Here is a 25,920-nt window from a genome sequence, read left to right on the forward strand (position 1 = left end):
ACCGGGCTCTCGTTTCCAGGGCCCGCCTGGCGCCGTCGGCCCAGGGCGCCCTCCCGGTGACAGGAGGAAGCGCCGGTCAGGGAGTCCGCGCCAGTCCTGGCAGGCGGCTGACGTGGGCCTTTCGGGCTGGGCTGAAAGGCGTTGGAACCTCGTGCCGATCATGACACGGTTTTCTCCGGCGGCCATCGAGAAAGGGCCGCCGCAACCGCGATCCAGCGAACCAGCTCCGATGAAAGGCAGTGTGCATGCGCGTTCTGTCCGCTGTTACCTTCTCCGCCGCGGTCCTGGCGGCACTGGCGAGCCCCGCGCTGACCGGCGCCGCTTCCGCCAGTCCGGCCCCGCCCTACAACTGCTGGTCCAACACCACGGAGTCGGGCGGTGAGGGTGGGTGCACCGCCGGCTACGGCTATGCGCGGGTCGCGGTGGTGTGCGCCAACGATTTCGACAAGCGGACCACCGTCTACGGCCCCTGGGAGTCGGTCACGCCGAGCGGCGGATATACGAGCTTCCGGGACTGCCCGTCCACCTACCCCTACCCGGTGAGCGCGAGCGTGCAGAAGAAGGCCCTCTAGCGGACACCTGAGCACAGGCCGGCCCCCGCCGCCCTGGAGGCGGTGGGGGCCGAAGCCCGGCTCAGGAGGCGCCGAGCAGCGCCTTGACCTCGCGGGCCGACGGGTTTGTGCGGACCACCCGTCCGCCCGGCGTCTCGATCACCACCGTCGGCACCACCTGGTTGCCGTTGTTGACGCTCATCACGAACTCCGCCGCGGCCGGGTCGCGCTCGATGTCGACGTCCCGGTAGCTGATGCCCTCGCGGGTGAGCTGCGACTTCAACCGCTTGCAGGGACCGCACCACGTGGTGCTGTAGACCGTGAGCGCCATGGCGGGACATCCTTCCAGACCGGACAGACAGGCGCTCGGTTCAACACCGGACAAGGCTCGGGTCATTCCTGGGCAATGCGCTCGGCGATCCACTGCTGTACGGCCTCCAGCACGGCCGGGTCGCGGTAGAGCGGCGCGCTGTGCGCGGTGCCCGCGACCGTGAGGACCGTCACCGGGACGCCCACCTGGCCGAGCATCTGCTTGAGCGGCTGGCTCTGCACCGGTGGCACGAACTCGTCCTGCGAGTGGACGGTCAGCATCGGGGCGTCCTTGGGGCTGGCGTGCCAGGCGACCTCCATGCTCGCCCACACCCGCGAGCACTTGCCCTTGGGGGTGCAGCCGCCGGCCAGCTTGACGGCCGACGCGCGCAGCTTGCGCTTGTAGGCGTCCTTGGTGGCCAGCCCGTCGGAGTAGGCCCGCAGCGGAGAGATGATCGGGGAGAGCCCGACGACGCCCCTCAGCCCGGCGATGCCGTTGCCGTACGTGCCGACCGAGGCGGCGATGTGGCCGCCCGCGGAGAAGCCCACCACGACGAAGTTCTTCGGGTCGAACGCCCAGCGCGCCGCGTGCTTCTTGGCCAGCGCGATGGCGGCCAGCACGTCGGTGCGCTGCGCCGGCCAGGCGGCCTGGCCGGACAGCCGGTAGTTGAGGTTGAAGACCGTGTAGCCCTGCTCGGCGTAGCCGCGGGCGATCGAGGTCATGTACTTCTTGTCACCGCTGGACCACCAGCCGCCGTGGACGAGGAACACGCCGGGCCGGTCGGTGCCGTCGGGGGTCCAGGAGACGTCCATCTCCTGGCGCCGGTGGGAGCCGTAGGAGATCGTCTCGGACGACAGGCCGGTGTTGTAGGGGTCGGTGGTGTCCGTGACGACCGGAGGCGGAGTGGGGTTCCGCACCGCCTGAGCAGCCGACGGTGTGAGCGCGACGGCAGCGAGCGCGAGCGCGCCGACGAAAACCGCAGTACGCACGGCCTCCCTTTCCCCCATGCACATGGTCGGCCCCATTGTGAGGGAAGAGACCAGTTCTTTGCATCTCGATGACGATGAACGGACGACGGGCGGCATGTTGCCAGAATGGAGACCTCTACCGCCACCGGCTGGGAGGATTGACAGGTGAGCAGCGTGGACGACGTCCTGTCCGGCCTGGATCCGGAGCAGCGAGAGGTGGCCGAGGCCGTGCGCGGCCCGGTCTGCGTTCTCGCTGGTGCGGGCACCGGCAAGACGCGGGCGATCACGCATCGCATCGCGTACGCGGTGCGCAGCGGCGTCGTCGACGCGCCCAGCGTGCTCGCCGTGACATTCACCACACGGGCGGCGGGGGAGCTCAGGCAGCGGCTGCGGGCGCTGGGCGCGCCGGGGGTGCAGGCGCGCACGTTCCACGCGGCGGCGCTGCGCCAGCTCACCTACTTCTGGCCGCGCGTGATCGGCGGCGAGGCGCCGTCGGTGATCGAGTCGAAGCTGCCCGTCCTGGCCGAGGCCTGCCGGCGGCTGCGCAGGAGCTCCGAAAGGTCGGAGCTGCGCGACATCGCCGCCGAGGTCGAGTGGGCCAAGGTCACCCAGATCGGGCCCGAGGACTACGTCGCCGCGGCGGCCAAGCACCACCGCAACCCTCCCGCGCCCCCCGAGGAGGTGGCCCGGGTCTACGAGGCGTACGAGCGGATCAGGCGTGAGCGGCACCTGGTCGACTTCGAGACCATCCTGGAGCTGACCGCCGCGGTGATGACCGAGCACCAGGAGGTCGCGGCGCAGATCCGCCAGCAGTACCGCTACTTCGTCGTCGACGAGTACCAAGACGTCAACCCGCTGCAGAAGCTGCTGCTCGACACCTGGCTCGGCGGGCGCGACGACGTGTGCGTGGTCGGCGACCCCAACCAGACGATCTACTCCTTCACCGGCGCCACCCCGCGTTACCTGACGGGCTTCTCCGTCGAGCACCCCGACGCCAAGGTGATCAAGCTGGTGCGCGACTACCGGTCCACCCCGCAGGTGGTGGATCTGGCCAACCTCGTCATCGCCAAGGGCCGCTCACCGCACCGCCTGGAGCTCGTGGCCCAGCGTCCCGACGGCCCCAGGCCTGCTTTCCACGAGTACGACGACGAGCCGGCCGAGGCCGCCGGGGTGGCCCGCGCGATCCGGAAGCTGCTCGACCAGCACGTGCCCTCGCGCGAGATCGCGGTGCTGTTCCGCACCAACGCCCAGTCCGAGGCGTACGAGGAGGCTCTGTCCAAGGCCGAGATCCCCTACGTGCTGCGCGGCGCCGAGCGCTTCTTCGACCGGCCGGAGGTGCGCCAGGCTGTCGTGCTGCTGCGCGGCGCGGCCCGTTCGGTCTCCGGCGAGCCGCTGGCCTCGGAGGTGCACCACATCCTCGCCGGGATCGGCCTGACCCCCGCGCCGCCGGGCGGTGGCCGGGCGCGTGAGAAGTGGGAGTCGCTGAAGGCGCTGGCCGACCTGGCCGAGGACATGGCGGCCGAGGGCGCCGACCTGCCGGGGTTCGTGACGGAGCTCGAACGCCGGGCGGCCGAGCAGCACGCCCCGCCCGTCGAGGGCGTCACGCTGGCCTCCCTGCACGCCGCCAAGGGCCTGGAGTGGGACGCCGTCTTCCTCGTGGGTCTGACCGACGGCATGATCCCGATCATCTTCGCCGAGACCCCGGAGCAGATCGAGGAGGAACGCCGCCTCCTCTACGTGGGCGTCACCCGGGCCCGCCGGCACCTGTCGCTGTCGTGGGCCCTGTCCCGCGCTCCCGGCGGGCGTCGCAGCCGCCGCCCGTCCCGCTTCCTCGACGGGCTCACCGGCCGCGTCGCCTCGGCGCCCCGGACCGTCACGGCGACGCGTGAGCGCCGCCAGGTGGCGGCGCCGGTGAGCTGCCGGATCTGCGCGAAGACGCTGGTGACGGCGGCCGAGCAGAAGCTGGGCCGGTGCGCCTCCTGCCCGGCCGACTACGACGAGGCGCTGCTGGAGAGCCTGAAAGCGTGGCGCACGGCCACCGCCAAGGAGGCCAAGATCCCGCCGTACGTCGTCTTCACGGACGTGACGTTGCAGGCCATCGCCGAGCGGGCGCCGACGAGCGAGCAGGAGCTGCTGTCGATCGCCGGGATCGGCCGCGTCAAGCTCGACCGCTACGGCGAGGCCGTCCTGTCCCTGTGTCGCTCCGCGGGCTCCTGACACGCCCTCTGACGTCCACCCTGCCTGCCGACAGGCGAGTCCCATTTGGTAGGAGATAGGCGGCAAGTCCAGACTTGCCGTACGACGCCAGGCCATCGCAGGAGGGGACCCCGTGAACGAGGCGCTGAAGGAGCTGCTCGATCTGCTCGACCTCGAGCAGATCGAGCTCGACATCTTCCGGGGCCGTAGCCCTGAGGAGCGCATCCAGCGCGTCTTCGGTGGTCAGGTGGCCGCCCAGGCGCTCGTCGCGGCCGGCCGGACCGTGCCGGACGACCGGAGCGTGCACTCGCTGCACGCCTACTTCATCAGGCCGGGCGACCCGTCCATCCCCATCGTCTACAACGTGGAGCGGGTGCGCGACGGCCGGTCGTTCACCACCCGCAGGGTGGTCGCCATCCAGCACGGCAAGGCGATCTTCACGATGTCGGCGTCGTTCCACATCTTCGAGGAGGGAGTGGAGCACCAGGCGTCGGTGATGCCGGAGGTGCCCCCCGCCGAGACGCTGGCGACGTTCCGGGAGCGGATGCAGGGGCTGGTGGGCGACGCCCCCGAGTTCAGGGACTGGCTGGCCAAGCCGCGGCCCGTGGACGCCCGCTACGCCTCGCCGCTGACCTGGGAGGCGCACCGTGACCCCGAGCTGCGCAGCGCCAGGACGAACGTGTGGTTCCGCTATGACGCCGAGCTGCCCGACGACCCGCTGCTGCACGTGGTGCTCGCCGCCTACGCCTCGGACTTCACGCTGGTCGACACGGTCCTGCTCGCGCACGGCATGGCGTGGGGCGCCTCCGACATCATCGGGGCCTCGCTCGACCATGCGATGTGGTTCCACCGGCCGTTCAGGACAGATGACTGGCTCCTGTACGCACAGGAGTCTCCCTGGGCGGGGGGTGCCCGGGGGCTCGCCCGCGGTGAGATGTTCACTGCGTCGGGTGACCTCGTCGTCTCCGTCGTGCAGGAGGCCATGATCCGTGTCACGAAGCCGTGAAATCGCAGGTAGAAAATAGGTTGCTCGTTCGCGCGTTCCCGGTTTAGGGTCATGGTCAAGCGAGTCGGACGGTCCTGTTCGACGATCCCCAGGTGGAGGTGAGCCCCAGTGATCAGCATCAAGATGTCGGCCACGCAGTGGCTCGTTTCCGCATGCCGTGACGTGGTGAGGCTTGCTGATGGCCCCGCCAAGCTGCGGCAGGAGAAGTCTGCCCGCAACCAGGCCGCCGCCCCCCTCTACGCCCACTTCGGTGCCGGCGTTCCGGGTGCGCCGGCTCTCGTCCCGGGCGCAGCAGTGCCGACCCAGCAGATCACCAAGGGTGGAATGCGCGGTCCGCAACCCTGGAGGGATGCTCCGGTCATAACCTGACCGGCACACAGAGCAGCCTCCAGGCCGCGGATCCGCACACAGGATCCGCGGCCTTCTTGTTTGTCCGTGATCCCCGACCACCTATGAGGTGCACGACCAAGATCAAAAACCGATCAAAGGAGAAACAGATGGGGGCCAAGACGATCATGGACCTGATCGACGAAGCCAAGATCCCCTGTCGTACCGACCCTGACCTGTGGTTCGCCGAGTCTCCGGACGACGTCGAGTTCGCCAAGGCGCTGTGCGGTGACTGCCCGATCCAGAAGGCCTGCCTGGCCCGCGCGCTCGAGCGTGAGGAGCCGTGGGGCGTCTGGGGCGGGGAGCTGATCCTGCGGGGCACCATCGTCCCCCGCAAGAGGCCCCGCGGCCGTCCCCGCAAGCAGCCGGTCGCTGCCTGACCCGAAGAGCACAACGCACCGACACCAGAAAGCAGACAGTCAGATGAGCACCATCTCCACGAGGACCCTCGAAATGCCGCATATGTACCATGACTTGATCAATGACCGAATACAAACGCTCCACCGCGAGGCCGAGGAGCAGCGCCTGGTATCCCGCATCCGACGTGTGCAGCGGGCACGGCGCAAGGCCCAGCAGGCGAACGACCGCCTGAGCCGAATCCTCCGCGAGGAGTTCTGACGGGGGAGGTCCTGCCGCCGGCGCAGGATCTCCCCGTGGACTTCACCTGATCGACGGCCAAGGGCCGGGCGCGACCACCGCGCCCGGCCCTTGGCCGCTTTCCGGCGGCACGGACGGCCGCTTCTGTCGGCACGGGCTGCCGGCATGACGGCATGATCGTCGGTGCCGTCGCTGACCTGGCCTGACGCCCGTCTAAGCTGTGGACACCCTGCTTCCGGCGAAAGGCCGCCCGTGACCCCGTATCCGACGCAACGCCTGGCTTTCCGTGAGATGACCGTCGACGACCTCGACGACATGGCCGCCCTGCTGGGCGATCCCGTGGTCATGCGCCACTACCCCCGCACCATGACCCGTGACGAGGCGCTGCGCTGGATCGAGGCCAGCCGGCGCTCCTACCGCGAGCACGGCTACGGGCTCTGGCTGATCGTCAGCCGCGACACGGGGGAGTTCGTCGGCAACTGCGGGCTGACCAGGCAGACCGTGGAAGGCGAGGTCTTCACCGAGATCGGCTACCTCGTCCGGGCGGACCTCCAGGGCCGCGGCTACGCGACCGAGGCCGCCCTGGCCTGCCGCGACCACGCCAAGGAGGTGCTCGGCATCGAGCACCTCATCGCGATCATCAACCCGGACAACGTGCCGTCCCAGCGGGTCGCGGCGAAGCTCGGCCTCACGCTGGAGCGCATGGCCGAGTACAACGGCGTCCAGCAGCGGATCTACTCCATGCGCTGGTGACCGTCAGAAGTACCTCGGGGTGAGGTCGGTCGTCGGCCACGTCTTCACGGTGCCGATGGCCCGGCCGAGGATGGGGTCGATCGAGTCGAAGTCGGGCGTCCCCTCCTCCTCGCGCCGATTGAAGATCGCGCAGTAGCTCACGCCGTTCTGTACCCGCGCGAGGAAGCTGAACGTGCCCGGCATTCCGCCGTTGTGCCAGGTGTTGAGCCCGCCCACGTTGTTGGTGCGCACGTTCCAGCCGAAGCCGTACCAGGAGCCGCCGGCGGTCACGCCCGTCTCCGGCTTGGCGAACACCCGGCTGATCGACGTGGAGTTGAGCACCGTGCCGGCCTTGTCGAAGACGAAGCCCCACTTGACCATGTCGACGGCCGAGGCGAGCCAGCCGCCGTTCGCGTCCTGGTTGGGCATGTTGAAGCCGCCGTAGGGGTACGGCACGACGGTGCCCGACTGGTCCACGACGCTCTTGTTGGTGTACTTCGAGGCGTACGGCACCTCGGTGGAGAACGCCTCGGTGCGCAGGCTGCGCCCGAGCCGCATCCGGGTGATGCCGACGGGGGCGAGCAGCGTCTGCCTGACGTACGACTCGTAGCTCATGCCCGAGACCTTCTCGATGATCCGGCCGAGCAGCATGTAGCCGTAGTTGCTGTAGGCGAACTTCGAGCCGGGGTCGAAGTCGAGCGGGCGGGCGGTGACGTACTTCATGATGTCGGCGTGGTCGATCGGCAGCGGCACGCCGAGCGACGCCGCGATCGTGTGGTCGTCCCAGAGCGGGTCCCTCGTCACGCTCCGGTCCCAGCCCGCGGTGTGCTGGAGCAGCCGCCACACGGTGACGTTCGCCAGCCGCGGATCCGCGGTCGCCGACAGCCCGAGCAGGGAGGTGACCTTGGCGCCCAGGCTCAGCTTGCCGTCCTGGGCGAGCCGGGCGATCGCGGCTCCGGTGATGTTCTTGCTGAGGCTCGCGATCCGGAACAGCGACGTCGGCTGCACCCGGGCGAGGATGCCCGACCTGGAGTAGAACCCGTAACCGCGGGCCAGCAGGATCTTGCCGTTCTTGGCGACCGCGAGCTGGGCGCAGGAGATGTCGCGTTCGGTGATGAACGTCTTCATCGCCTGGTCGAACCCGGCCATCGAGCTGGGCACCACTCCGGTGGTGAGCACCTCGGCAGATCGGGCCTGCGCGGGCCGGGCGCCGAGCGCCAGCGCCGGCACGGCCGCCGCACTCGCCTGGAGGAGCCGGCGCCTGCTCAACATGGTGGTCACATTTCCCCCAATAGTCACAAACGTATCTGCAGTGGTCCTTACTACCACAGCGGTTCCGGCTGTGATCACTGGTCGGGGGAGACAGAGGGGCGGGGCTGACCGTCCTTACGCCCCGGGCGACCGGGGCACCACGAACGGCCGCAGCAGGCCGGGCACCACCTCTTCGGCGAAAGCGAGCCCCTGCCCGACGCGGACGTCCTTGACGCGGTGGGTGCCGGCGGACGAGGCCGCGGCGAGCGTCATCAGCCCCCGGCGGCGCTGCGCCGGTGACCTGCTGACCGTCCATCCGATGACCGCGTCCGCGCGCAACGCCGTCGTCCTGCGCCTGAGCGCGCCGTGGCGGGTGAGCAGGTAGCGGCCGGCCGTACCGTGACCGAGGCTGCGGTAGGCGTCGGCCGACAGCAGCAACGCGACGAGGAGACAGGCGGGGGCGAGCAACCACAGCCCGTCCGGAAGCCGGCCCGTCCACAGCCCGAGCCCGGCCAGCGGCACGGCCGGCACCGCCACCGCCCAGACGGCGCGCGACAGCCGCAGGCGCAGCGCGGCCGGCGGGTGCGGGCGCAGCGCGGCCGCCAGCACGGGCGCACCGAGCACCCGCGCGGCCACCCGCAGCGCCGCCCGCCGGGGCGCGGGCGGCAGCAGCGCGGCGGAGGTGCGCTCCTCGTCGTCGTCGGGGTCCACGCCGGCCACCAGCGCGCTCAGGCGGGCACCGCCACCCCATCGCAGCGGGAGCGGCTCGGCCAGCTGGACGCCGCGCAGCCGGCTGTCCTGGAGCGACAGGGATCGCGTGCCGAGCAGGCCGCGCCGGATCCGGTAGGTGCCGTCGGCCTCGCGCGTCAGCCGGAACCGCCACCACACCTCCACATGGAGCAGCAGCGCCCCCGTGAACCCGATGGCCAGCACGATGGCGAGGGCCATCCCGGCCGCCACCGGCCAGGAGAGCCGGGACACCCCGCTCCAGACCTCCCTCAGGAACCCGACCCCGGCGGCCTCGATGCCGAACATCTCCAGCACGCGGAAGAACGCGCCGAACGGCGCCAGCCCGATGAGCGGTGTCCAACTGCTCAGCAGGGCGTAACCGATCCAGGCGGGACGCGCCGTCACCAGGTCCGAGTCCGCGGATGTCCCGCCTGCCCGGCCCAGCAGCAGGCGCAGCCGCTCGGCCTGAGACCGGGAGACCGCGTCCAGACGGAGATCCGCCTCCTGCCCGCCGGTGCCGATGCGCACCACGGTCACGCCGAGCAGGCGGTGCACCGGCCCGGCCGTCAGATCGACGGCGCGCACCCGGTCGCGCGGCACCGAGCGGTCCCGGCGGAACAGCAGCCCGGACCGGACCTCGATCCGCTCACCGGTGATCCGGTATCTCAGGGTGGCGTGGCGCAGCAAGCCGCGTGCGGCGATCCCGGCCAGGACGATCAGCAGGCCGGCGACCGGGAAGAGCGTCCGCGGGCCCGGTCCGAGGGTGACCACGGCGGCGGCGGCGGGGATCGACGGGCCGGCCAGCCAGCTCAGGCTGACCGCGACCGTACGCGCGTCGAGCCGTTCCCAGGCGGCCTCGCGCCGGTTCACGTGGCGTCCCCGGGTACGGCCTGCGCTCTGGCAGTCAGCTGCTCCACGAGCGCGGCGGCCAGGTGACGGTCAAGCCCATGAATCTTGATCGATCCCGCGGCCGAGGCCGTGGTGACCTTCACCCCGGACAGGCTGAAGATCTGCTGCAGCGGGCCCCGTACGGTGTCGACGGTCTGGATGCGCGACATCGGCGCCACCCGCCACTTCAGCCACAACCAGCCCGAGGCGGCATAGACCGCCTCCTCGGTGACCTCCCAGCGATGGACCCGGTACCGCCGGGCCGGCATGAGCAGCGCGTAGACCGCCCCCGGGAGCGCGACGATCAGCAGTGCCCCCAACAGCCACGACCGGGCGGGCGCGATGAGCGCGGCCAGTGATCCCAGGACGAGCACCGGCGGCAGCACCCAGGCCAGCGCCTGGACCGCCCACCAGCGGATCGCGCGGCGGTCGACGGAGTGCCGCGGGGGACGCAGTTCCCATTCCATCAGTTGTCCTTACGCGTGGCGCGGTCGAACAGGGCGGCCAGTTCGCGCGCATAGGTGTCGAAGTCGAGGTCGTCGTAGGAGGCCATCAGGATGAGCACGCCGTCGACCGCCTGCTTGACGGCCACGGCCAGCACGCGGGTGGAGAACTCGCCGAACTCTCCCGTGGCCTGGCCGAGCTGCAGGATCTGCTCGACATCGCTCATCTCGGCCTCGTTGTCCCGCACGCCGAGCCGCTGGCGGCCATCCTCGGTGCGGAAGTTCGTCCAGATGTCCAGCAGGGCCAGCATGTGTCGTCGGTGGGTGCGGTAGAACTCCACACTCGCCTCGATGTAGGCGCGCAACATCCCCGCGGCCGTGGCCTGTGCCTCGATCCGGGGGCGAACGAAGGCGTCTCCGAGGGCGAAGGCCTCCTGGACGATCTGCTGGACGAGCTCGTCCTTGCTGTCGAAGTGGTACGAGATGACGCCCTTGCTGATCCCGGCGCGCTCGGCGATGCGGGCGAGGGACGCCTGGGCGTAACCCGTATCGGCGATGACGTCGATCGCGCATTGGACGATCTGGGCCCGGCGTGCCGTCTCGATGAACGAGCGATCCTGGCCGTCCGCCTTGTTTTTTGACCGCATGGCCAAAAGATAACACGAGCGGTCAGCATCTGCGGTGGGGACATGATCAGGCTGCGCCGCCGCCGGCGGACGCGGTGAAGGGGGCCCGGACATGCGAAACGCCCTCCAGGAAGATCCTGGAGGGCGTTTCGCTTTGGTAGCGGGGACAGGATTTGAACCTGCGACCTCTGGGTTATGAGCCCAGCGAGCTACCGAACTGCTCCACCCCGCGTCGGTGTGTGTCACCAGACTATCAAGGACTCCGAGTGCTCCGGACGCCATCCAGGACTTCGGACGGCCGGCACGCCGTCCGCGGGCCACTCGCCGCCGGTCTCGTGGGGGCGCCGGGAAAACCACGAAGGCCCGGAGGAGATCCTCCGGGCCTTCGACGTGGTAGCGGGGGCAGGATTTGAACCTGCGACCTCTGGGTTATGAGCCCAGCGAGCTACCGAACTGCTCCACCCCGCGTCGGTGTGTGCCTAAAGGCTATAGGGAACGCGGGGTGGAGGCAAATCACGGCGACTATGTCCCTCCGCCCGACGTCGACGTGGGCGACGGCGACGGTGACGGTGTCCCGTCGGACGGAGCCGTCGTCGTGGGGGAGGGCGACGGCGACGGTGACGGGCTGGTGGTGGGCGCCGGCTGCGCGCCGAGGCCCTGCAGCGCCCGCAGGGCGTCGTCCAGGCGCTTCTGGGCCTTGCCGTACTCCTCCCAGTTGGGCGGGTTGGCCTTGAGGGCGTTCTGGGCGTCCTCGTAGGCCTTCTGGGCGTTGCCGATGGCCTGGCTCAGCGCCGTGCTCTGCTGGTTGGGCTGCGCCTGCTGGTTGGGCTGGGCCTGCGGCTGGGTGGCCTGCTGGTTCTCGAAGACCTGCGCCAGGGCGTCCTCGAGCTTGTCGCCCGAGCCGACCTTGTTGCCGAACGCCACCAGCACCCGCCTGAGGATCGGGTAGGGCTCCTGGCCGGTGCCGGCCCGGGTCTGCACGTAGACGGGCTCGATGTAGATGAGGCCGCCCGCGTAGGGCAGCGTCAGCAGGTTGCCGTAGCGGACGTTGGCCTGGCCGAGGCCCAGTGGGCCCAACTCGCCGGAGAACTTGTTCTGGAAGTTGTTCTGCGCCTGGCCGGGGCCCGGGATGGCGGTGTTGGACGGCATGCGCAGGATGCGCAGCTTGCCGTAGTCGTCACCCACGGTGGACCCGGCCGACATGAACGCCGCCAGGTTGGGACCCTCACGCGGCACGAACGTCGTCGTCAGCGAGAACGACGGCTTGGCGTTGCCCACCGGCATCGTGGCGGTCAGGTAGTACGGCGGCTGCTTGACCTGCTGGTTGCCCTGCGACGGGTCGCTGGGGACGTTCCAGAAGTCCTGGCCGCTGTAGAAGGCCGCCGCGTTGGTGATGTGGTAGCGCGACAGCGTGTGGCGCTGCACCTTGAACAGGTCCTCGGGGTAGCGCACGTGCGCCTGCAGCTCGGCGCCCATCTCCGCGGCCGGCCGGATCGTGCCCGGCAGGGCCCGGCTCCAGGTCTTGAGCACCGGGTCGTTGTCGTCCCAGGCGTAGAGCGTGACCGTGCCGTCGTAGGCGTCGACCGTGGCCTTCACCGAGTTGCGGATGTAGTTGATCTTGTCGCGTGGCTGCTGGGCGACCACGCGGCGGTCGGTGGCGAGGTCGCGGGTCATGTCGCCCAGGCTCTCGCTCTGCGCGTACGGGTACTCGTTGGAGGTGGTGTAGCCGTCGACGATCCAGGTGACGCGCCCGTCGACGATGGCCGGGTAGGGGTTGCCGTCGAGGGTGAGGAACGGCGCCACCTTCTCGATCCGCTCGCGCGGGTTGCGCACGTACAGGATCTTGGAGTTGTCGTTGATGTCACCCGACAGCAGGATGTTCTTCTCGCCGTACTTGGCCGCGTAGACCAGCCGGTTGACGAACGAACCGACCGGGACGCCGCCCTTGCCGGTGTAGGTGGTGTTCTTCTGCCCGGTGCCGCCGGTCTCCGGGTAGTCGAGCTCCTGCGGGTTGTTGGGGTTGCCGCCGGCGATGACGTACTCGTTGCCCGCGGGGCTCTCGCCGAAGTAGACGCGCGACTCGGTCAGCTTGGTCGAGGTCGCCAGCGGGCCGGTGACCGGCATGTCCTTGGCGTCGTAGTCGGGCAGCCCGCCCGAGTCGACCTTGTTGCCCGGCGCGGCCACGAAACCGTAGCCGTGCGTGTAGACCAGCGCCCGGTTGATCCAGTTGTCCTGACCCTGCGGCGGCCCGGTCAGCTCGCGGACGCCCACCACGTGGTCGACCAGCTTGCCGCCGTCGTTGTAGCGGTCGACGTCGAGCTGCTCGGAAAAGCCGTAGAAACCGCGGATGCGCTGCGTCTGCTCGAACGTCGACGACACCAGCGCCGGGTCGAGCAGCCGGACGCCGGTCACCGAGGCGTCGCCGTCGGTCTTGACCTTGGTCGGGTCGGCCTCGGCCTTGTACTCGACGATCTCGGTCTTGTCGACGCCGTACGCCTCACGGGTGGCCTTGATGTTGCGGTCGATGTAGGCGGCTTCCTTCAGCTGCTGGTTGGGCTTGACCTGGAACTGCTCGACCAGCGCCGGGTAGACGCCGCCGATCAGCACGGCCGACAGCACCAGCAGGCCGAACGACACGCCGGGCAGCATGCCGCCCGGCCGCACGACACCCGCGAAGAACAGGGCGGCGCAGATCAGCGCGATGATCGCCAGGATGCTCTTGGCCGGCAGCACGGCGTTGACGTCGGTGTAGGACGCGCCGTTGACGAAGCCGCGGTCGGAGAAGACCAGCCCGAAGCGGTCGACGTAGTAGGCGACCGCCTTCAGCAGCACGAACACCCCGAGCAGCACCGACAGGTGGGCCCGCGCGGCCCGCGAGGCGTGCACGCCCGGCGACTGCAGCCGGAACCCGCCGTACAGGTAGTGCGTGATCGTCGCCAGCAGGATCGAGATGATCACGGCGGTGAACAGGAAGTTCAGCACCATCCGGATGAACGGATAGTCGAACATGAAGAACGAGATGTCCATGCCGAACTCGGCGTCCGTCTTGCCGAACGGCTGGCCGTTGGCGAACTGCAACCAGGTCTTCCACTGCCCGGCGAACGACGAGCCCGCGAACAGCGCGAGCATGCCCATGCCGACAATGAAGATCAGCTTGCGGTGCGGGTCCAGCGCCATCCGGTAGCGGTCGGCGCCGCTGCCCCCGCCGAACATGGCGGGCCCGAACATCGGCCGCATGCGGAAGGCCAGCAGCATGTTGCCACCCGCGATGCCGACCATCAACGCCGCCCCGACGAGGAACAGCACGATCTGGGTCAGCAGCATCGTCGAGAAGACCGAGGTGTAGTCGACCGAGTCGAACCACAGGTAATCGGTGTAGATGCCGGAGAAAAGGAAGAACAATGCCACGATCGCGACCACCGCGATCGCGACAGGCAGAAGCAGTCTCGGCCGACGGGGCAAGCGCATCGCCCTGCCGGCTCCTGGGGTCCGGAAGCTCAAGGCCAACCCCTCGTCGTGATGAACAAACGGTCCGTGTCTGGCAACCTACACCGCTGTGCCAGCCCTACGACTAACGTACGACGGCCGGGGCGGGTTCCGGGCCGCGGTCAGCTCGTGCAGGACGGCACGCGGCCCTTGCCGGTGCGCAGCGCGTCGAGCGCGGCCACGGTCTCGTGCAGCGTCTCGGCCCTGACGAGGCGCAGCCCCGCCGGGGCCGACCTCAGGGCCTCGGCGCAGTTGTCGGCCGGGGTCAGGAACACGGTGGCGCCGGACTTGCGCGCGCCCACCATCTTCTGGGCGATGCCGCCGATCGGGCCGACGGCGCCGGAGGGATCGATCGTGCCGGTGCCGGCGATCTTCATGCCGCCGGTCAGCTCGCCGGGGGTGAGCTTGTCGAGGATGCCGAGCGAGAAGATCAGCCCGGCGCTCGGCCCGCCCACGTCGCCGACGTTGATGTCGACGTCGAACGGGAACTTGTAGGACGCCTGCATGGCCATGCCCACGACCGACGTGCCCTCCTTGCCCGCCACCGTCGGGACGGCGACCTCGAGCTGCTGCTTGCCCCTGGTCACGCTGAACGTGAGGCTCGTGCCCGGCTTGACCGCCTTGACGGCGGCGGCGACGCTGTCGACGTCGCCGGCCGGCCTGCCGTCGACCGCGGTGACCTCGTCGCCCTTCAGCAGCTTGCCGTGGGCGGGCCGGCCGGTCTCGGTGGACACCACCGACACCACGGTCCGGTAGGGGATCTTCAGCTCGGACAGCGCGGCGGCGGTCGCGAAGTCCTGGGAGTTGGTCATCTCGACCGTGTTCTCCTCCTCGACCTCCTTCTGCGACCGGGTGTCGGGGAAGATCGTCTCCTCGGGCACCACCGCGATGTCGGGATCGATCCAGCCGCGCAGCGCGGTCAGCAGGTCGATGCGGCTGCTCGGCCCGCCCTGGTAGGCGACCGTCACCAGGCTCAGCGCGCCGCTCGTCGGAAAGGTCTGCCGGCCGGAGATGGTGATCACGGGCTTCTTGTCGACCTGGCCGAGCGTGTTCTCCGTCGGGCCGGGACTGAGCACCACGTACGGCACCTTCATCAGCGCGCCGACGATGCCGAGCGAGAGCACGAGGAAGCTCGCAACCAGCAGGGTCAAGGCGCGTCGTGACATGGGAACGAGCTTAGGCGCAGGCGCCGACCCACTCGGACGACCCGTCGGCGAACACCTGGTGCTTCCAGATCGGCACCTCGGCCTTGAGATCGTCGATCAGCGTGCGGGAGGCCCTGAACGCCTCGTCACGGTGCGGGCAGGCCACCGCGACGATCACCGCGATGTCGCCCAGCTCCAGGTCACCAACCCGGTGCACGGCCGCCAGCCCGGTCACGGGGAAGCCCGCCGCCACCTTCTCGGCCACCCGGCGCAGCTCGTCGGTCGCCGAGGGGTGCGCGGAGTAGGAGAGCCTGGTCACGGGCTTGCCGTGGTCCTGCTCGCGCACGGTGCCCACGAAGATCGCGGTGCCGCCCGCGGCGTGATCGCCGACGGCGGACAGCACCTCCTCCACGGACAGCGGAGTGTCACGTATGCCGAGCAGCCGGATGACGTCCACGACCAGAGCCTACCGAGTCGCTGTCACTGGCGGCGCTTGCGGCGTACCTGACGCACGATCGCGGCCGTGCCGATGACGGCGACGGTCGCGCCCGCGGCGGTCAGCGTGGCCTCCTTGACCGGCAGGCGCCTGCCGACCACGGTCGTCGCCTTCTCCCGCAGCTCCAGGAGCTGCCCGAACGCCGCCTCGTTGGTCCAGGCGGGCTTCCAGCCCGCCTCGCGCAGGCTCGTGCAGTCGACCACCCACGGATACACGACGTAGTGCAGGTCGGTCGCCGGCGCCGGCGTGATGCCCAGCCGGTGCAGGCGCTGCGCCGTGCCGAACGTCAGCCCGGCGGGCAGCTCGAAGCGCCGCAGCCCCGACATCTCCTCGACCTGCTCCTGCTCCAGCCAGCCGTCGCAGCCCACCGCGACCACGCCGCCGACCACGCCCCGCGCGGCCAGCTCCAGCGCCGACAGCAGGTCGTCGACGTGGCAGAACTGCCAGCGCGGCGAGCACCCCTTGACCGTCAGCAGCCGCGGCGACTCGAAGTGGCGGGTGATCACCGTGTCGACGCCCGGTCCCACGACGGCGGCCGGGCGCAGCACGGTCACCTCCAGTCCCGGATGGCTGCGCAGCGACCGGCGCGCCAACGCCTCGATCTCCAGATGGTCGCCCACCACGCCGGTGTCCGGCTCGGCCGCCACGGGGGCGTCCTCCGGCAGCGGCACCTCGTTCTCCGCCGCGGCGCCGTACACCATCGCGCTCGTGAGGAGCACCACCCGGCGCACCCGCGCCGCGGCGCTGGCGGTCAGGACCGTCTGCGCGGCTCTCAGGTTGTACGCCCGGCGCTCGCGCGGGTCGGAGTCGACCGCGTAGTCACCCGCCAGGTGAACCACGACGTCGATGTCGGAGATCCGGTTCGCCAAGAGCGGATCGCGAACGTCGATCACTCTCCAGGTGGCCTCCTGGACGTCGCCGCGTTCCTCGTCAATGGCCACCACTCTGCGGAAATCCGCGGAGGTTACGAGCCTTGCGAGCAACGCGCGGCCGAGGCCCGAGGCCGCGCCCGTGACGGCGACAACAGGTTGGCGCGGGCGTTTCGAGGTAGGCACCAGGTCCTCACTTTGCACTGATCCGCCGTGGGACGACTAACGTGGCGGATGTGGACTCCTCCATCCTGCACGAGGTAACGCGGTGACTGACCTGCCAGGTCGCGAAAACGACCCCAACGAAAACCCGTTCGCCATGTTCGGCAACCCCGAGCAGATGGCTCAGGCGATGCGCCAGTTCGCCGACATGCTGTCGGCTCCGCAGGGCTCCGGCCCTGTCAACTGGGACATGGCCAAGAACATCGCCCGGCACGCCGTCGTCGCCGAGGGCGACCCCAGCGTCATGGAGGGTGAGCGCCGCCAGATCGTCGAGGCGCTGCGCCTGGCCGACCTGTGGCTCGACGAGGCCACCGCGCTGCCCAGCGGCGTCGCCACACCCCAGGCGTGGAGCCGGTCCGAGTGGATCGAGAACACGGTGCCCGTGTGGCGCACGCTGTGCGAGCCGATCGCCCAGCGCATGGTCGACACCATGGGCGGCGCGCTCGGCGGCGCCGGCCTGCCTGCCGAGGCGCAGCAGATGGCCGGGCCGCTCATGGGCATGCTCAAGCAGATGGGCGGCATGATGGTCGGCCAGCAGATCGGCCAGGCCCTCGGCTCACTCGCCCGCGAGGTGATCGGCACCACCGACATCGGCCTGCCCCTGTCCGGCACGGCGGCGCTGCTGCCCGGCGGCATCGCCTCCTTCAGCCAGGGGCTGGAGCTGCCCGCCGACGAGATCCGTCTCTACCTCGCGCTGCGCGAGGCCGCCCACCACCGGCTGTTCCAGCACGTGCCGTGGCTGCGCTCCCACCTGCTCGGCGCCGTCGAGGAGTACGCCCGCGGCATCACGGTCGACACCTCCGCCCTGGAGGAGCAGATCCGCGGGCTCGACATCAGCAACCCCCAGGCGATCCAGGAGGCGCTCAGCGGCGGAGCCCTGCTCAAGCCCGAGGAGACCGAGCGGCAGAAGGCCGCCCTGGCCCGCCTGGAGACGACGCTCGCGCTGGTCGAGGGCTGGGTGGCCACCGTCGTCGGCCAGGCGGCCGACGGCAAGCTGCCGTCCGCGGGCGCCCTGGCCGAGACCGTGCGCCGCCGCCGCGCGACGGGCGGCCCCGCCGAGCTGACCTTCGGCACGCTCGTCGGCCTGGAGCTGCGGCCACGCAGGCTGCGCGAGGCGGCCGCCCTCTGGCAGAGCGTCAAGGACGCGCGCGGCGTCGACGGGCGCGACGCGCTGTGGGGCCACCCCGACCTCATGCCGACGGCGGACGACCTCGACGACCCCGACGCGTTCGTCCGCGGCGACTCGACGTGGGACATCTCACAGCTCGACGCCGAGCCCGGCACCCCGGGGCAGGACGACGAGGGCGACAAGAGTTGAGCCTGCACCGCGACGCGGTGGCCGTACTGTCCCGGTGGACGGCGCCCACCGCGCAGGAGGAGCTGCTGCGCGCCGAGTTCCTCGACCACCTGCGCGCGCACGACGACGCGATGCTGCGCGAGTGCGTCCCCGGCCACCTGACGGCGACCACGGCCGTGCTGTCGCACGACGGCACGCGGGTGCTGCTCACGCTGCACCCCAAGGCCGGCATGTGGCTGCCGATGGGCGGGCACTGCGAGCCCGCCGACTCCTCCCTCGCCGCCGTCGCGTTGCGCGAGGCCACCGAGGAGTCGGGGATAGCCGGACTGGAGCTGCTGCCCGGGCCGCTGGCGCTCGACCGCCACCAGGTCTGGTGCCACCCGCCGCACAGCTGGCACCTCGACGTCGAGTACGCCGCCGTGGCGCCCGCCGGCGCCGAGGCCGTGATCAGCGACGAGTCGCTCGACCTGCGCTGGTTCCCCGTGGACGAGGTGCCCGAGCCGTCCGACGAGGCCACCCGCCGCCTGGCCGCGCGAGGCAGGCAAGCGCTCATGTCAGGTTCACACGCCCCTGGCTAGGGCTCCGTACCGTTCCCCAGGGAGGCACGTGAGCGTCTCGGCCGAGAGCCCCGTCGGCGGCACCATCGTGACCCCCGTACGCCGCGGCGGGCGCGCCGGGGCGGCGCTGACCTGGACGGCCGTCACTCCCTTCGCGGTCTGGGCGGTGGCCCGGGTGGCGGGGCTCGAACGCGGCTCGATCCCCACGCAGCTCATGGCCGCCACGCCGTACGCGGCAGCGGGCTCCCTGATCCCGCTGCTGATCGCCACGCTCGGCCGCAGGCGGGTGGCGGCGGCGATCGCGCTGCTCACCACGGCCGCGCTCGGCTTCGGCGTGCTGCCCCGGGTGCTCGGCACGGCCGACGCCGCCGGAGGCCGGCCGCTCCGGGTGCTGACGATCAACCTGCTGGTCGGCAAGGCCGACGCCTACCAGGTCGTGGAGCTGGTACGCCGCCTCGACCCCGACGTGCTGAGCACCCAGGAGCTCACCTTCGGCGCCGTCGGCGTGCTCGACGCGCTGGGGCTGAAGACCCTGATGCCGCACCGGCTGCTGGAGCCCGAGCCGGACGCCTCCGGCAGCGGCCTGTACGCCAAGCACCCCCTCCAGCCGTTGACCGGCGTCGTCCCGCAGTCCGGGCGCAACATGCCGGCAGCCCGGCTGGCGCTGCCCGGCGGGCCCGTCGAGATCGTGGACGTGCACCCGCACCCGCCGGTGGGGCCTGCCGTCGCCGCCTGGCAGCAGGCGCTGGACACCCTGCCGCCGGCGTCCGCCGACACCGTGCGCATCCTGGCCGGCGACTTCAACGCCACGCTCGACCACGTGCCGCTGCGCCGGGTGCTGGCGCGCGGCTACAAGGACGCGGCCGACCAGGTGGGCGCCGCTCATCCCGACCTGGCCGGCCAACCGGTGGCTGCCGCCGATCATCACGATCGACCACGTGCTGGTGGACCGGCGGGTGGGCGTCAGGGACGTGAGCGTGCACACCGTGCCGGGCACCGACCACCGGGCGGTGTTCGCCGAACTGACCGTGCCCTGACCCCTGCCCGGCGCCGGTGCGGTGTCCTGCGCTCGCGTTCAGCCGAGCAGGGCGCGGGTGCTGTCCCATCCCTCCAGACCGGGGTCGAGCAGGCCGAGGTCGTCCCTGCCGCGCAGGCGGTGCCAGCCGGGCACCGTGGCCACCATCCGCCTGCCCGGCGCCTGCGCGCGCAGGTCGGCCACCGGATCGGGCGCGTCGAGGTCAGGCTCCGCCCACCCGGGCATCGGCAGCCGGCAGGCCAGGGCCACGGCCCCGCCCCGCTCGTCCGGGCACACGCTGATCTCGGCCCGGCCCAGCTCCCGGAACAGCTTGCCGACCAGCAACGGCGGCAGGTCAGGGGCGTCGCCGCTCACCACGACGGCCTGCTCGCCCTTGAGCCGCCGGACGACGCTCGCCAGTGGCTCGTCCTCGTCGATGGCGACGACCTCCGTGCCCGGCCAGACGATCTTGTCGAGGCCCGCGACGCTGGTCACCAGGAGGGGCGTCACGAGGTCCAACCCGGCGACGACCTCGTAGGTGTCCTCGGCCACCGCCTCCAGCCAGGTGCGCGGCTCGACGCCGTCAGGGGCCGCCGCCGCCATGCTGTGCCGTACGAGGACCGCCGCGGCGCGCGTCAACACTCCTCCGGCGCGGTGTGGGCGGCGGCCGAGAAGCCCTCCAGGAATCCGCGTGCCCGCTCGGCCTTCGGATACTGCTCCACGAGCGCCCAGAACTCCGGTCCGTGACTCGGCACCAGCAGATGCACCAGCTCGTGGATGATGACGTAGTTGATCACCCATTCGGGTAGGCCCTTGAGCCGGGTCGAGATCCGGATGGTGGCGTTGTCCGGAGTGCACGAGCCCCACCGGTGCTGCTGGTTGTCGACCCAGCGCACGCTCGCCGGCACCGCCCTGCCGTCGAGGAACTTCGCCGACAGCTCCCTCGCGCGTTCGAGCAGGCCCTCGTCCGTCGGCCGCCGCCGGCTCTCCTTGGCGGCCAGCCGGTCGAGCATCCGGCTCACCCATTCGTCCGCGTCTTCGCCGCTGAGCCAGGCGGGCAGGAGCACGATGGTCTTGTCGCCGTCGCGGTAGGCGGAGACCGTACGCCGGCGACGAGAACTGCGACGGACCTCGACTGTCTCGGGGGGCACATATGCACGTTAGCCGACCCTCGCGGATTTCCACAGAGGTAAGGAGGTTGTTTCTGCTGGTCAGATGATTAAGACGGGGTGAATTTGGGCATGCGCCTTTCCCGATGCGCGGCCGGACCGTTGATCATGTGGGCGGACGCGCCGGCGGACGTCGCGGCCGGCGTCCTCGGAGGCGGCGCGGGTTCGCGCTGCGGACGGCGATTGTCGGGGTTCTCCGGCGATATCCACGGCGGCGCCGAGGTTCCGGCAATAGGGCCGCTATCCGCGCCGAATTATTGACCAACCTTTTACGGGCGAGGCCGCCTCCGGACGGGAACGAGGCCCTGCCCGACACCCGCCTCCGGACGGGAACGGGGCCCTGTCCGACACCCGCCTCCGGACGGGAACGGGGCCCTGTCCGACACCCGCCTCCGGACGGAAACGGGGCCCTGCCCGGCACCCGCTCCGTCGCCCTGTCCACAGGCCCGCCCGCGCCCTCGACCGGTTGTCCACAGCGCCGCCCGAACCCGCACCTGCACCTGGCCCCGCGTGCGAGCCTGGCGCGCATGAGGCCACGTGTCACCCCCGCGCTGCGACGGATCCTCCGCGACGAGCACACCCTGCAACTCGGCGTCCACCCCGCCAGGGCGGTCCTGCTGACCGGACTCACCGATCCCGTCCGGCAGTGGATCGGCGGGCTCGACGGCAGCAGAGACCTGCGCCAGGTGCTGCGCGCGGCGGCCGCCGCCGGGCTGGAGGAGGCCAGGGCCACGGCCCTGCTCGACGGGCTCACCGCCAGGGGAGCGGTCCACGACGTCACGGCCACCCCGCGGATCCTGCCGGGGCTCTCGCTGGCCGAGCACGACCGGCTGGAGCCCGACATCGACGCGCTCGACCTCGCCGCCACCGGCCCCACCGGAGGGCTGGCGGCCCTGCGGCAGCGGATGCAGGCGAGGGTGCGCGTCTATGGAGCCGCCCGGGTGGGCGCCCAGATCGTCACGCTCCTGGCGTCATGCGGCGTGGGGGAGATCCGGGTGGTCGATCCCGCCCCGGTCCGTCCCCGCGACCTCACGCCCGGGGGCCTGACCTGGCAGGAGATCGGCCTGACGAGACAGGAGGGCGCGGCTACGGCTGCCCGCAGACTCACCTCCGGCGACCCCCCACCCGGCCCCGCGCCGAAGCCCGCGCCCGCACCCCGGCCCCCGGCGCGCACGCCACCCGCCCGTGCCGCACTGCCTGCCGGAGCCGCACAGCCTGCCGGAGCCGCTCCGGCCCGGATCGCGCCGGACGAGAAGCACGCTGGAAACAGGGAGTGTGCGGAGCAAGCGGAGCACGTGGAGCACGCGGAGCAAGGGGAACAATGGCAGCAAGAGGAGCAGACGAAGCAGGCGGTGAGGAGCACGGCACCGCGACGGCGGGAGGGTGGCCGGGGGACGGGCCCGGTCGTGTCACCTCCCGCGCCTCCGGGCACCCCGTCCGTACGCGTGATCGCAGGCGCCCCCCACCTCGGCGACGGCACGCACCGCCCCGACCTCGTCGTCCTCGCCCCGGTCGGCCCCCTTGACCGCGTGCTCGTCAACGAGCTGATGGAGCTCGGCATCCCCCACCTGCTCGCCTCGGCCTTCGAGGGGCACGGATCGGTCGGCCCCCTCGTCCTGCCCGGCCGCACGGCCTGCCTCCATTGCCTCGATCTGACCAGGCGTGACGGCGATCCGGCCTGGCCTGTCGTCACCGCCCTGCTCGGGGGCTACCCGCCCGGTGAGATCGCCTGTGACGCCACCCTCGCGACGCTGGTGGCCGCCACCGCGGTGGGGCACGCTCTTGCCTGTCTGGACGGCCACGAGCCCGCTGTGACCAACAGCACATTCGACGTCACGCCTGACTGGGGCTGGGAAAGGAGCCCTTGGCACCCTCATCCCGAATGTCGTTGTATGCGAAACAATCCTTAATCGCTAAGAATGGTTCGTGTCGCCCGCCGGCGATCAGACCTGATCCGGTGACGACCACGAAAGGGGGAGCGGCTTCTCGATGAGAGGTCGCGCAACAGTGTGAGCGATCTTCCACGTCGCGCCGTCACGCGCTCGGCAAAGCTGGCCACCCTTCCGCTCGGGTTCGCCGGTCGTGCAGCTCTGGGGCTGGGCAAGCGGATCGGGGGCAAGCCCGCGGAGACGGTCGCTCTGGAGATCCAGCAGCGCACGGCCGACCAGATCTTCAAGGTGCTCGGCGAGCTCAAGGGCGGCGCCATGAAGCTCGGCCAGGCACTGTCGATCTTCGAGGCGGGGCTGCCCGCGGAGATCGTCGGCCCCTACCGTGCGACGCTGACCAGGCTGCAGGAGGCGGCGCCCCCGATGCCGGCCACCACCGTGCACCGGGTGCTGGCCGAGCAGCTGGGTGACGACTGGCGGGAGAACTTCATCTCCTTCGACGACCGCCCCACCGCGGCCGCCTCCATCGGCCAGGTCCACCGAGCCGTCTGGCACGACGGCAGGGACGTCGCCGTCAAGATCCAGTATCCGGGGGCGGGCAAGGCGCTGCTCGGCGACTTCGCCCAGCTCGCCAGGCTCGGCAAGATGTTCGGCGTGCTTCTGCCCGGCCTCGACATCAAGGCCGTCCTCGCCGAGCTGCGTGAGCGCGTCGCCGAGGAGCTCGACTACTTCCGCGAGGCGGAGGCCCAGCACGCCTTCGCCCGCGAGTTCATGGACGACCCCGACTTCCACGTGCCCGACGTGATCGCCGCCAACGAGATGGTGCTGGTCACCGAGTGGATGGACGGCACCCCGCTGTCCCGGGTCATCACCGGCGGCACCAAGGACCAACGAGACCGGATGGGCCTGCTGTTCGTCCGCTTTCTCTTCTGCTCCCCGGCGCGGGTCGGCATGCTGCACGCCGACCCCCACCCGGGCAACTTCCGCATGCTCGACAACGGCAAGCTGGGCATCCTCGACTTCGGCGCCGTCAACCGGCTTCCCGAGGGCTATCCCAAGGCGTTCGGCCAGCTCACCCGCATCTTCAACCAGGGCGACATGGAGACCGTCGTGACCGGCCTGCGGCAGGAGGGCTTCATCCGCCCCGGCATCGAGGTCGACCACGACGCCCTGCGCGCCTTCCTGGCCCCGTACGTCGAGCCCACGGCCGTGGAGGAGTTCACCTTCAGCCGCGAGTGGCTCCAGGCCCAGGTGTCCAGCGTCACCGACCTGCGTCCCACCAACGTGGTGCGCCAGCTCAACCTGCCCACCTCCTACGTGCTGATCCACCGCGTGCACGCCGCGGGCGTCGGCGTCCTCTGCCAGCTCAACGCCACGGCCCGGTTCCGTGACGAGGCGATCCGCTGGGTCCCCGGATTCGCCGACGATCCCGACGACGAGCCCCTCCCCATCGGCTGACCGGCCCCCACCCCGCCTGTCCCGGCTGCTCCGCGGCGGGGTGGGTGCCAGTCACACGGCAGGTGGCGGACCGGAGGCGCGTGCCGCGGGGTTCACCGGACGGGTTCGCCGCCGCGGGGTTCACCGGACGGGTTCGCCGCCCCCGGCCGTGGCACGCACCTCTTCCGCACCCGTACGGACCTCGCCGCCCGAGGCGCGACGGGCGGCCCGGCGGGAGAGCAGGTAGTACAGCCCGCCCGCCACCAGGCTCCCCGACAGCCACGAGAAGTCGGTGCCGTTCAGGGCCCGGGCGATGGGCCCCTGCGTCGCGGGCACCATGCCGAACTGCCAGCTCCACGCCGCCACCAGCCCCGCGCCCAGCGCCACCAGCGCACGGCGGTTCACCGGGCCGTACGGCGAGGCGCCGTCGTCGTACAGGGACGGCAGATGCACCCGCCCCCTCCGGAGCACGAAGAAGTCGACCAGCACGATGCTCGCCCACGGGCTGATCCACACCAGGATCGACACCATCCAGTGGTCGAAGGCCTGGGCGAAGCTGTCGGCCTGGACGAACACGGCCAGCACCACCGACGCCACCACCCCGGCGATCAGGGTCAGCTTCCACCGGGCGATCCGGATGCCCACGGACAGGGCGGCGAGCGAGCAGGAGTAGAGGTTCAGGATGTTCGTGGCGACCGGCCCATGCATGATCAGCAGCAGGACGGGGACGGCCATCACCCCGAACAGCCCGGTCACCAGGCTCGACGGGTCGTCCGGCCCACCGGCGCCGGCCAGGTACGCGCCCAGGGCGGCGAGCCACACGGTCGGCACGTACATGCCGAGCGCGGTGGACCAGAACACCGACCTGCCGGGGGTGCCGACGCGGATGAAACGGCTGTAGTCGGCGGAGTAGGGCAGCCAGCTGATCCCCCAGCCGATGCCGATCGCGGTGAGCAACTGGGTGACGGCGGTGAACTTCGAGCCGGGCGTCAGCGCGGTGGCGGTCGTCCAGTCCGTGCCGGTCTGCGACACCGCGAGCACCGTCATCACGGCCATGAGCAGCACGGTGGCCGGGACGGTGTACTTCTCGAACGTGCGGATGGCGTAGAAGCCGTAAAGGGCCAGGACCAGCTGCACGGCCATGATGAGCCCGGCCACCAGGTACTTCAGCCCGAGCCCGCCGTGGACGCCCATCTGCGCGAGGATCGCCAGCACCAGGTCCAGCACGACCCAGGTGTTGACCCCGACCCACCCCATCGTGAGCAGGCCCTGGACGATGCCGGGGACGATCGCGCCCCGGCGGCCGAAGGCGGCCCGGCCGAGGACCATCTGGTTGACGCCGGTACGGTGCCCCATCAGGTTGAACAGGCCGAACACGGCGCATCCGACGAGATTGCCGAGGGCGATGACGGTGATGGTCTCCAGGACGCTGAGGCCGAGGGTGACGCCGAGGGCGCCGAGCACCCAGTTGATCGGCGCGATGTTGGCACCCGCCCAGATCCAGAACTGCTGCCACGGGGTGGAGTCACGCGCCGCCGCCGGGATGGGTTCGATGCCGTGGTCGTCGAACCGCACGGCCTCCGAGTCTCCGGCCGGGACGGTGGTTGGGGTGGGTGACATGTCGCCTCCTCGTGTGGTGATGGGCACCACGAAAACA

At 70.9% G+C, this 25,920-nt stretch carries 24 protein-coding genes and 2 tRNA genes; 12 read left to right on the plus strand and 14 right to left on the minus strand.

The features are described 5' to 3' along the window. Positions 1 to 245 precede the first annotated feature (245 nt). The gene (locus tag CXR44_RS23940) at positions 246 to 572 is read left to right on the plus strand and encodes a hypothetical protein (protein ID WP_144070061.1); all 327 of its coding nucleotides are present in this window, start codon (positions 246 to 248) and stop codon (positions 570 to 572) included. Between the two features lie 61 nt (positions 573 to 633). Here CXR44_RS23940 and CXR44_RS23945 read toward each other — a convergent pair whose 3' ends face one another. Together CXR44_RS23945 and CXR44_RS23950 are read right to left on the minus strand one after the other, a co-directional pair. After that, a complete protein-coding gene (locus CXR44_RS23945; protein WP_101788330.1) occupies positions 634 to 882 on the minus strand; it encodes a mycoredoxin in 249 nt (82 codons plus the stop codon). A gap of 62 nt (positions 883 to 944) precedes the next feature. Beyond that, positions 945 to 1,850: an alpha/beta hydrolase gene (locus CXR44_RS23950; RefSeq protein WP_245899368.1), complete on the minus strand. Its 906-nt coding sequence runs from the start codon at positions 1,848 to 1,850 to the stop codon at positions 945 to 947. 153 nt (positions 1,851 to 2,003) lie between these two features. Here CXR44_RS23950 and CXR44_RS23955 point away from each other — a divergent pair, with 153 nt between their 5' ends. From CXR44_RS23955 to CXR44_RS23975, 6 genes are all read left to right on the plus strand, one after another. Further along, the gene (locus tag CXR44_RS23955; RefSeq protein ID WP_101788397.1) at positions 2,004 to 4,046 is read left to right on the plus strand and encodes an ATP-dependent DNA helicase UvrD2; all 2,043 of its coding nucleotides are present in this window, start codon (positions 2,004 to 2,006) and stop codon (positions 4,044 to 4,046) included. Between the two features lie 112 nt (positions 4,047 to 4,158). Beyond that, positions 4,159 to 5,031, plus strand: a complete 873-nt coding sequence (locus CXR44_RS23960) for an acyl-CoA thioesterase (RefSeq protein ID WP_101788331.1) — start codon at positions 4,159 to 4,161, stop codon at positions 5,029 to 5,031. Between the two features lie 108 nt (positions 5,032 to 5,139). After that, positions 5,140 to 5,400, plus strand: a complete 261-nt coding sequence (locus tag CXR44_RS39010) for a hypothetical protein (protein ID WP_144070062.1) — start codon at positions 5,140 to 5,142, stop codon at positions 5,398 to 5,400. A 128-nt stretch (positions 5,401 to 5,528) separates the two neighbouring features. Continuing rightward, complete coding sequence (locus CXR44_RS23965) at positions 5,529 to 5,798, plus strand: WhiB family transcriptional regulator (RefSeq protein ID WP_101788332.1); 270 nt, start codon at positions 5,529 to 5,531, stop codon at positions 5,796 to 5,798. A gap of 43 nt (positions 5,799 to 5,841) precedes the next feature. Continuing rightward, complete coding sequence (locus CXR44_RS23970; protein ID WP_101788333.1) at positions 5,842 to 6,036, plus strand: hypothetical protein; 195 nt, start codon at positions 5,842 to 5,844, stop codon at positions 6,034 to 6,036. 231 nt (positions 6,037 to 6,267) lie between these two features. Next, entirely contained in the window at positions 6,268 to 6,768 is a 501-nt protein-coding gene (locus CXR44_RS23975) for a GNAT family N-acetyltransferase (protein ID WP_101788334.1), read from the plus strand. Between the two features lie 3 nt (positions 6,769 to 6,771). On the opposite strand, the gene CXR44_RS23980 is transcribed toward CXR44_RS23975, so the two are convergent. The 10 genes from CXR44_RS23980 to CXR44_RS24025 form a co-directional block, all read right to left on the minus strand. Next, positions 6,772 to 8,019: a serine hydrolase domain-containing protein gene (locus tag CXR44_RS23980; protein ID WP_101788398.1), complete on the minus strand. Its 1,248-nt coding sequence runs from the start codon at positions 8,017 to 8,019 to the stop codon at positions 6,772 to 6,774. Between the two features lie 114 nt (positions 8,020 to 8,133). After that, entirely contained in the window at positions 8,134 to 9,597 is a 1,464-nt protein-coding gene (locus CXR44_RS23985; protein WP_101788335.1) for a PH domain-containing protein, read from the minus strand. Then, the gene (locus CXR44_RS23990; RefSeq protein WP_101788336.1) at positions 9,594 to 10,082 is read right to left on the minus strand and encodes a PH domain-containing protein; all 489 of its coding nucleotides are present in this window, start codon (positions 10,080 to 10,082) and stop codon (positions 9,594 to 9,596) included. Before CXR44_RS23990 ends, CXR44_RS23985 begins: the two co-directional genes overlap by 4 nt. Next, on the minus strand, positions 10,082 to 10,705 hold the full coding sequence (locus CXR44_RS23995; protein WP_180903669.1) for a TetR/AcrR family transcriptional regulator: 624 nt from the start codon (positions 10,703 to 10,705) through the stop codon (positions 10,082 to 10,084). The genes CXR44_RS23990 and CXR44_RS23995 overlap by 1 nt, the downstream gene beginning before the upstream one ends. A gap of 134 nt (positions 10,706 to 10,839) precedes the next feature. Then, positions 10,840 to 10,916 (minus strand) — tRNA-Met (locus CXR44_RS24000). A gap of 159 nt (positions 10,917 to 11,075) precedes the next feature. Beyond that, positions 11,076 to 11,152, minus strand: a tRNA-Met gene (locus CXR44_RS24005). 54 nt (positions 11,153 to 11,206) lie between these two features. Continuing rightward, the gene (locus tag CXR44_RS24010) at positions 11,207 to 14,152 is read right to left on the minus strand and encodes a UPF0182 family membrane protein (RefSeq protein WP_101788338.1); all 2,946 of its coding nucleotides are present in this window, start codon (positions 14,150 to 14,152) and stop codon (positions 11,207 to 11,209) included. A gap of 140 nt (positions 14,153 to 14,292) precedes the next feature. Continuing rightward, a complete protein-coding gene (locus tag CXR44_RS24015; protein ID WP_101788339.1) occupies positions 14,293 to 15,336 on the minus strand; it encodes a YlbL family protein in 1,044 nt (347 codons plus the stop codon). A 10-nt stretch (positions 15,337 to 15,346) separates the two neighbouring features. Next, positions 15,347 to 15,772 (minus strand): molybdenum cofactor biosynthesis protein MoaE, encoded by a 426-nt coding sequence (locus CXR44_RS24020; protein ID WP_101788340.1) that lies wholly within the window; start codon positions 15,770 to 15,772, stop codon positions 15,347 to 15,349. A 23-nt stretch (positions 15,773 to 15,795) separates the two neighbouring features. Further along, positions 15,796 to 16,869, minus strand: a complete 1,074-nt coding sequence (locus CXR44_RS24025; RefSeq protein ID WP_101788399.1) for an NAD-dependent epimerase/dehydratase family protein — start codon at positions 16,867 to 16,869, stop codon at positions 15,796 to 15,798. 79 nt (positions 16,870 to 16,948) lie between these two features. Between CXR44_RS24025 and CXR44_RS24030 the strand changes: the two genes are divergently transcribed. The 3 genes from CXR44_RS24030 to CXR44_RS39610 are packed head-to-tail and all read left to right on the plus strand — an operon-like array spanning position 16,949 to position 20,518. Then, positions 16,949 to 18,220, plus strand: a complete 1,272-nt coding sequence (locus CXR44_RS24030; protein WP_245899369.1) for a zinc-dependent metalloprotease — start codon at positions 16,949 to 16,951, stop codon at positions 18,218 to 18,220. Continuing rightward, positions 18,217 to 18,777 (plus strand): NUDIX hydrolase, encoded by a 561-nt coding sequence (locus CXR44_RS24035; protein ID WP_101788342.1) that lies wholly within the window; start codon positions 18,217 to 18,219, stop codon positions 18,775 to 18,777. The genes CXR44_RS24030 and CXR44_RS24035 overlap by 4 nt, the downstream gene beginning before the upstream one ends. 28 nt (positions 18,778 to 18,805) lie before the next feature. After that, positions 18,806 to 20,518: an endonuclease/exonuclease/phosphatase family protein gene (locus CXR44_RS39610; protein ID WP_180903670.1), complete on the plus strand. Its 1,713-nt coding sequence runs from the start codon at positions 18,806 to 18,808 to the stop codon at positions 20,516 to 20,518. On the opposite strand, the gene CXR44_RS24050 is transcribed toward CXR44_RS39610, so the two are convergent. Further along, complete coding sequence (locus CXR44_RS24050; RefSeq protein ID WP_219601965.1) at positions 20,407 to 20,922, minus strand: M48 metallopeptidase family protein; 516 nt, start codon at positions 20,920 to 20,922, stop codon at positions 20,407 to 20,409. The two genes, CXR44_RS39610 and CXR44_RS24050, sit on opposite strands and share 112 nt — an antisense overlap. Before the next feature lie 545 nt (positions 20,923 to 21,467). Here CXR44_RS24050 and CXR44_RS24055 point away from each other — a divergent pair. Continuing rightward, positions 21,468 to 22,850 carry a ThiF family adenylyltransferase gene (locus CXR44_RS24055; protein WP_101788344.1) on the plus strand — a complete coding sequence of 461 codons (1,383 nt, stop codon included), beginning with the start codon at positions 21,468 to 21,470 and terminating at the stop codon, positions 22,848 to 22,850. 99 nt (positions 22,851 to 22,949) lie between these two features. Beyond that, the gene (locus CXR44_RS24060) at positions 22,950 to 24,284 is read left to right on the plus strand and encodes an ABC1 kinase family protein (protein WP_101788345.1); all 1,335 of its coding nucleotides are present in this window, start codon (positions 22,950 to 22,952) and stop codon (positions 24,282 to 24,284) included. Between the two features lie 120 nt (positions 24,285 to 24,404). Here the strand turns inward: CXR44_RS24060 and CXR44_RS24065 are convergent, their stop codons facing one another. Further along, entirely contained in the window at positions 24,405 to 25,883 is a 1,479-nt protein-coding gene (locus CXR44_RS24065) for a purine-cytosine permease family protein (protein ID WP_101788346.1), read from the minus strand. Between the last annotated feature and the right edge of the window lie 37 nt (positions 25,884 to 25,920).

This window comes from Nonomuraea indica (genome assembly GCF_002850745.1).
In the GTDB taxonomy this organism is placed as follows: domain Bacteria; phylum Actinomycetota; class Actinomycetes; order Streptosporangiales; family Streptosporangiaceae; genus Nonomuraea; species Nonomuraea indica.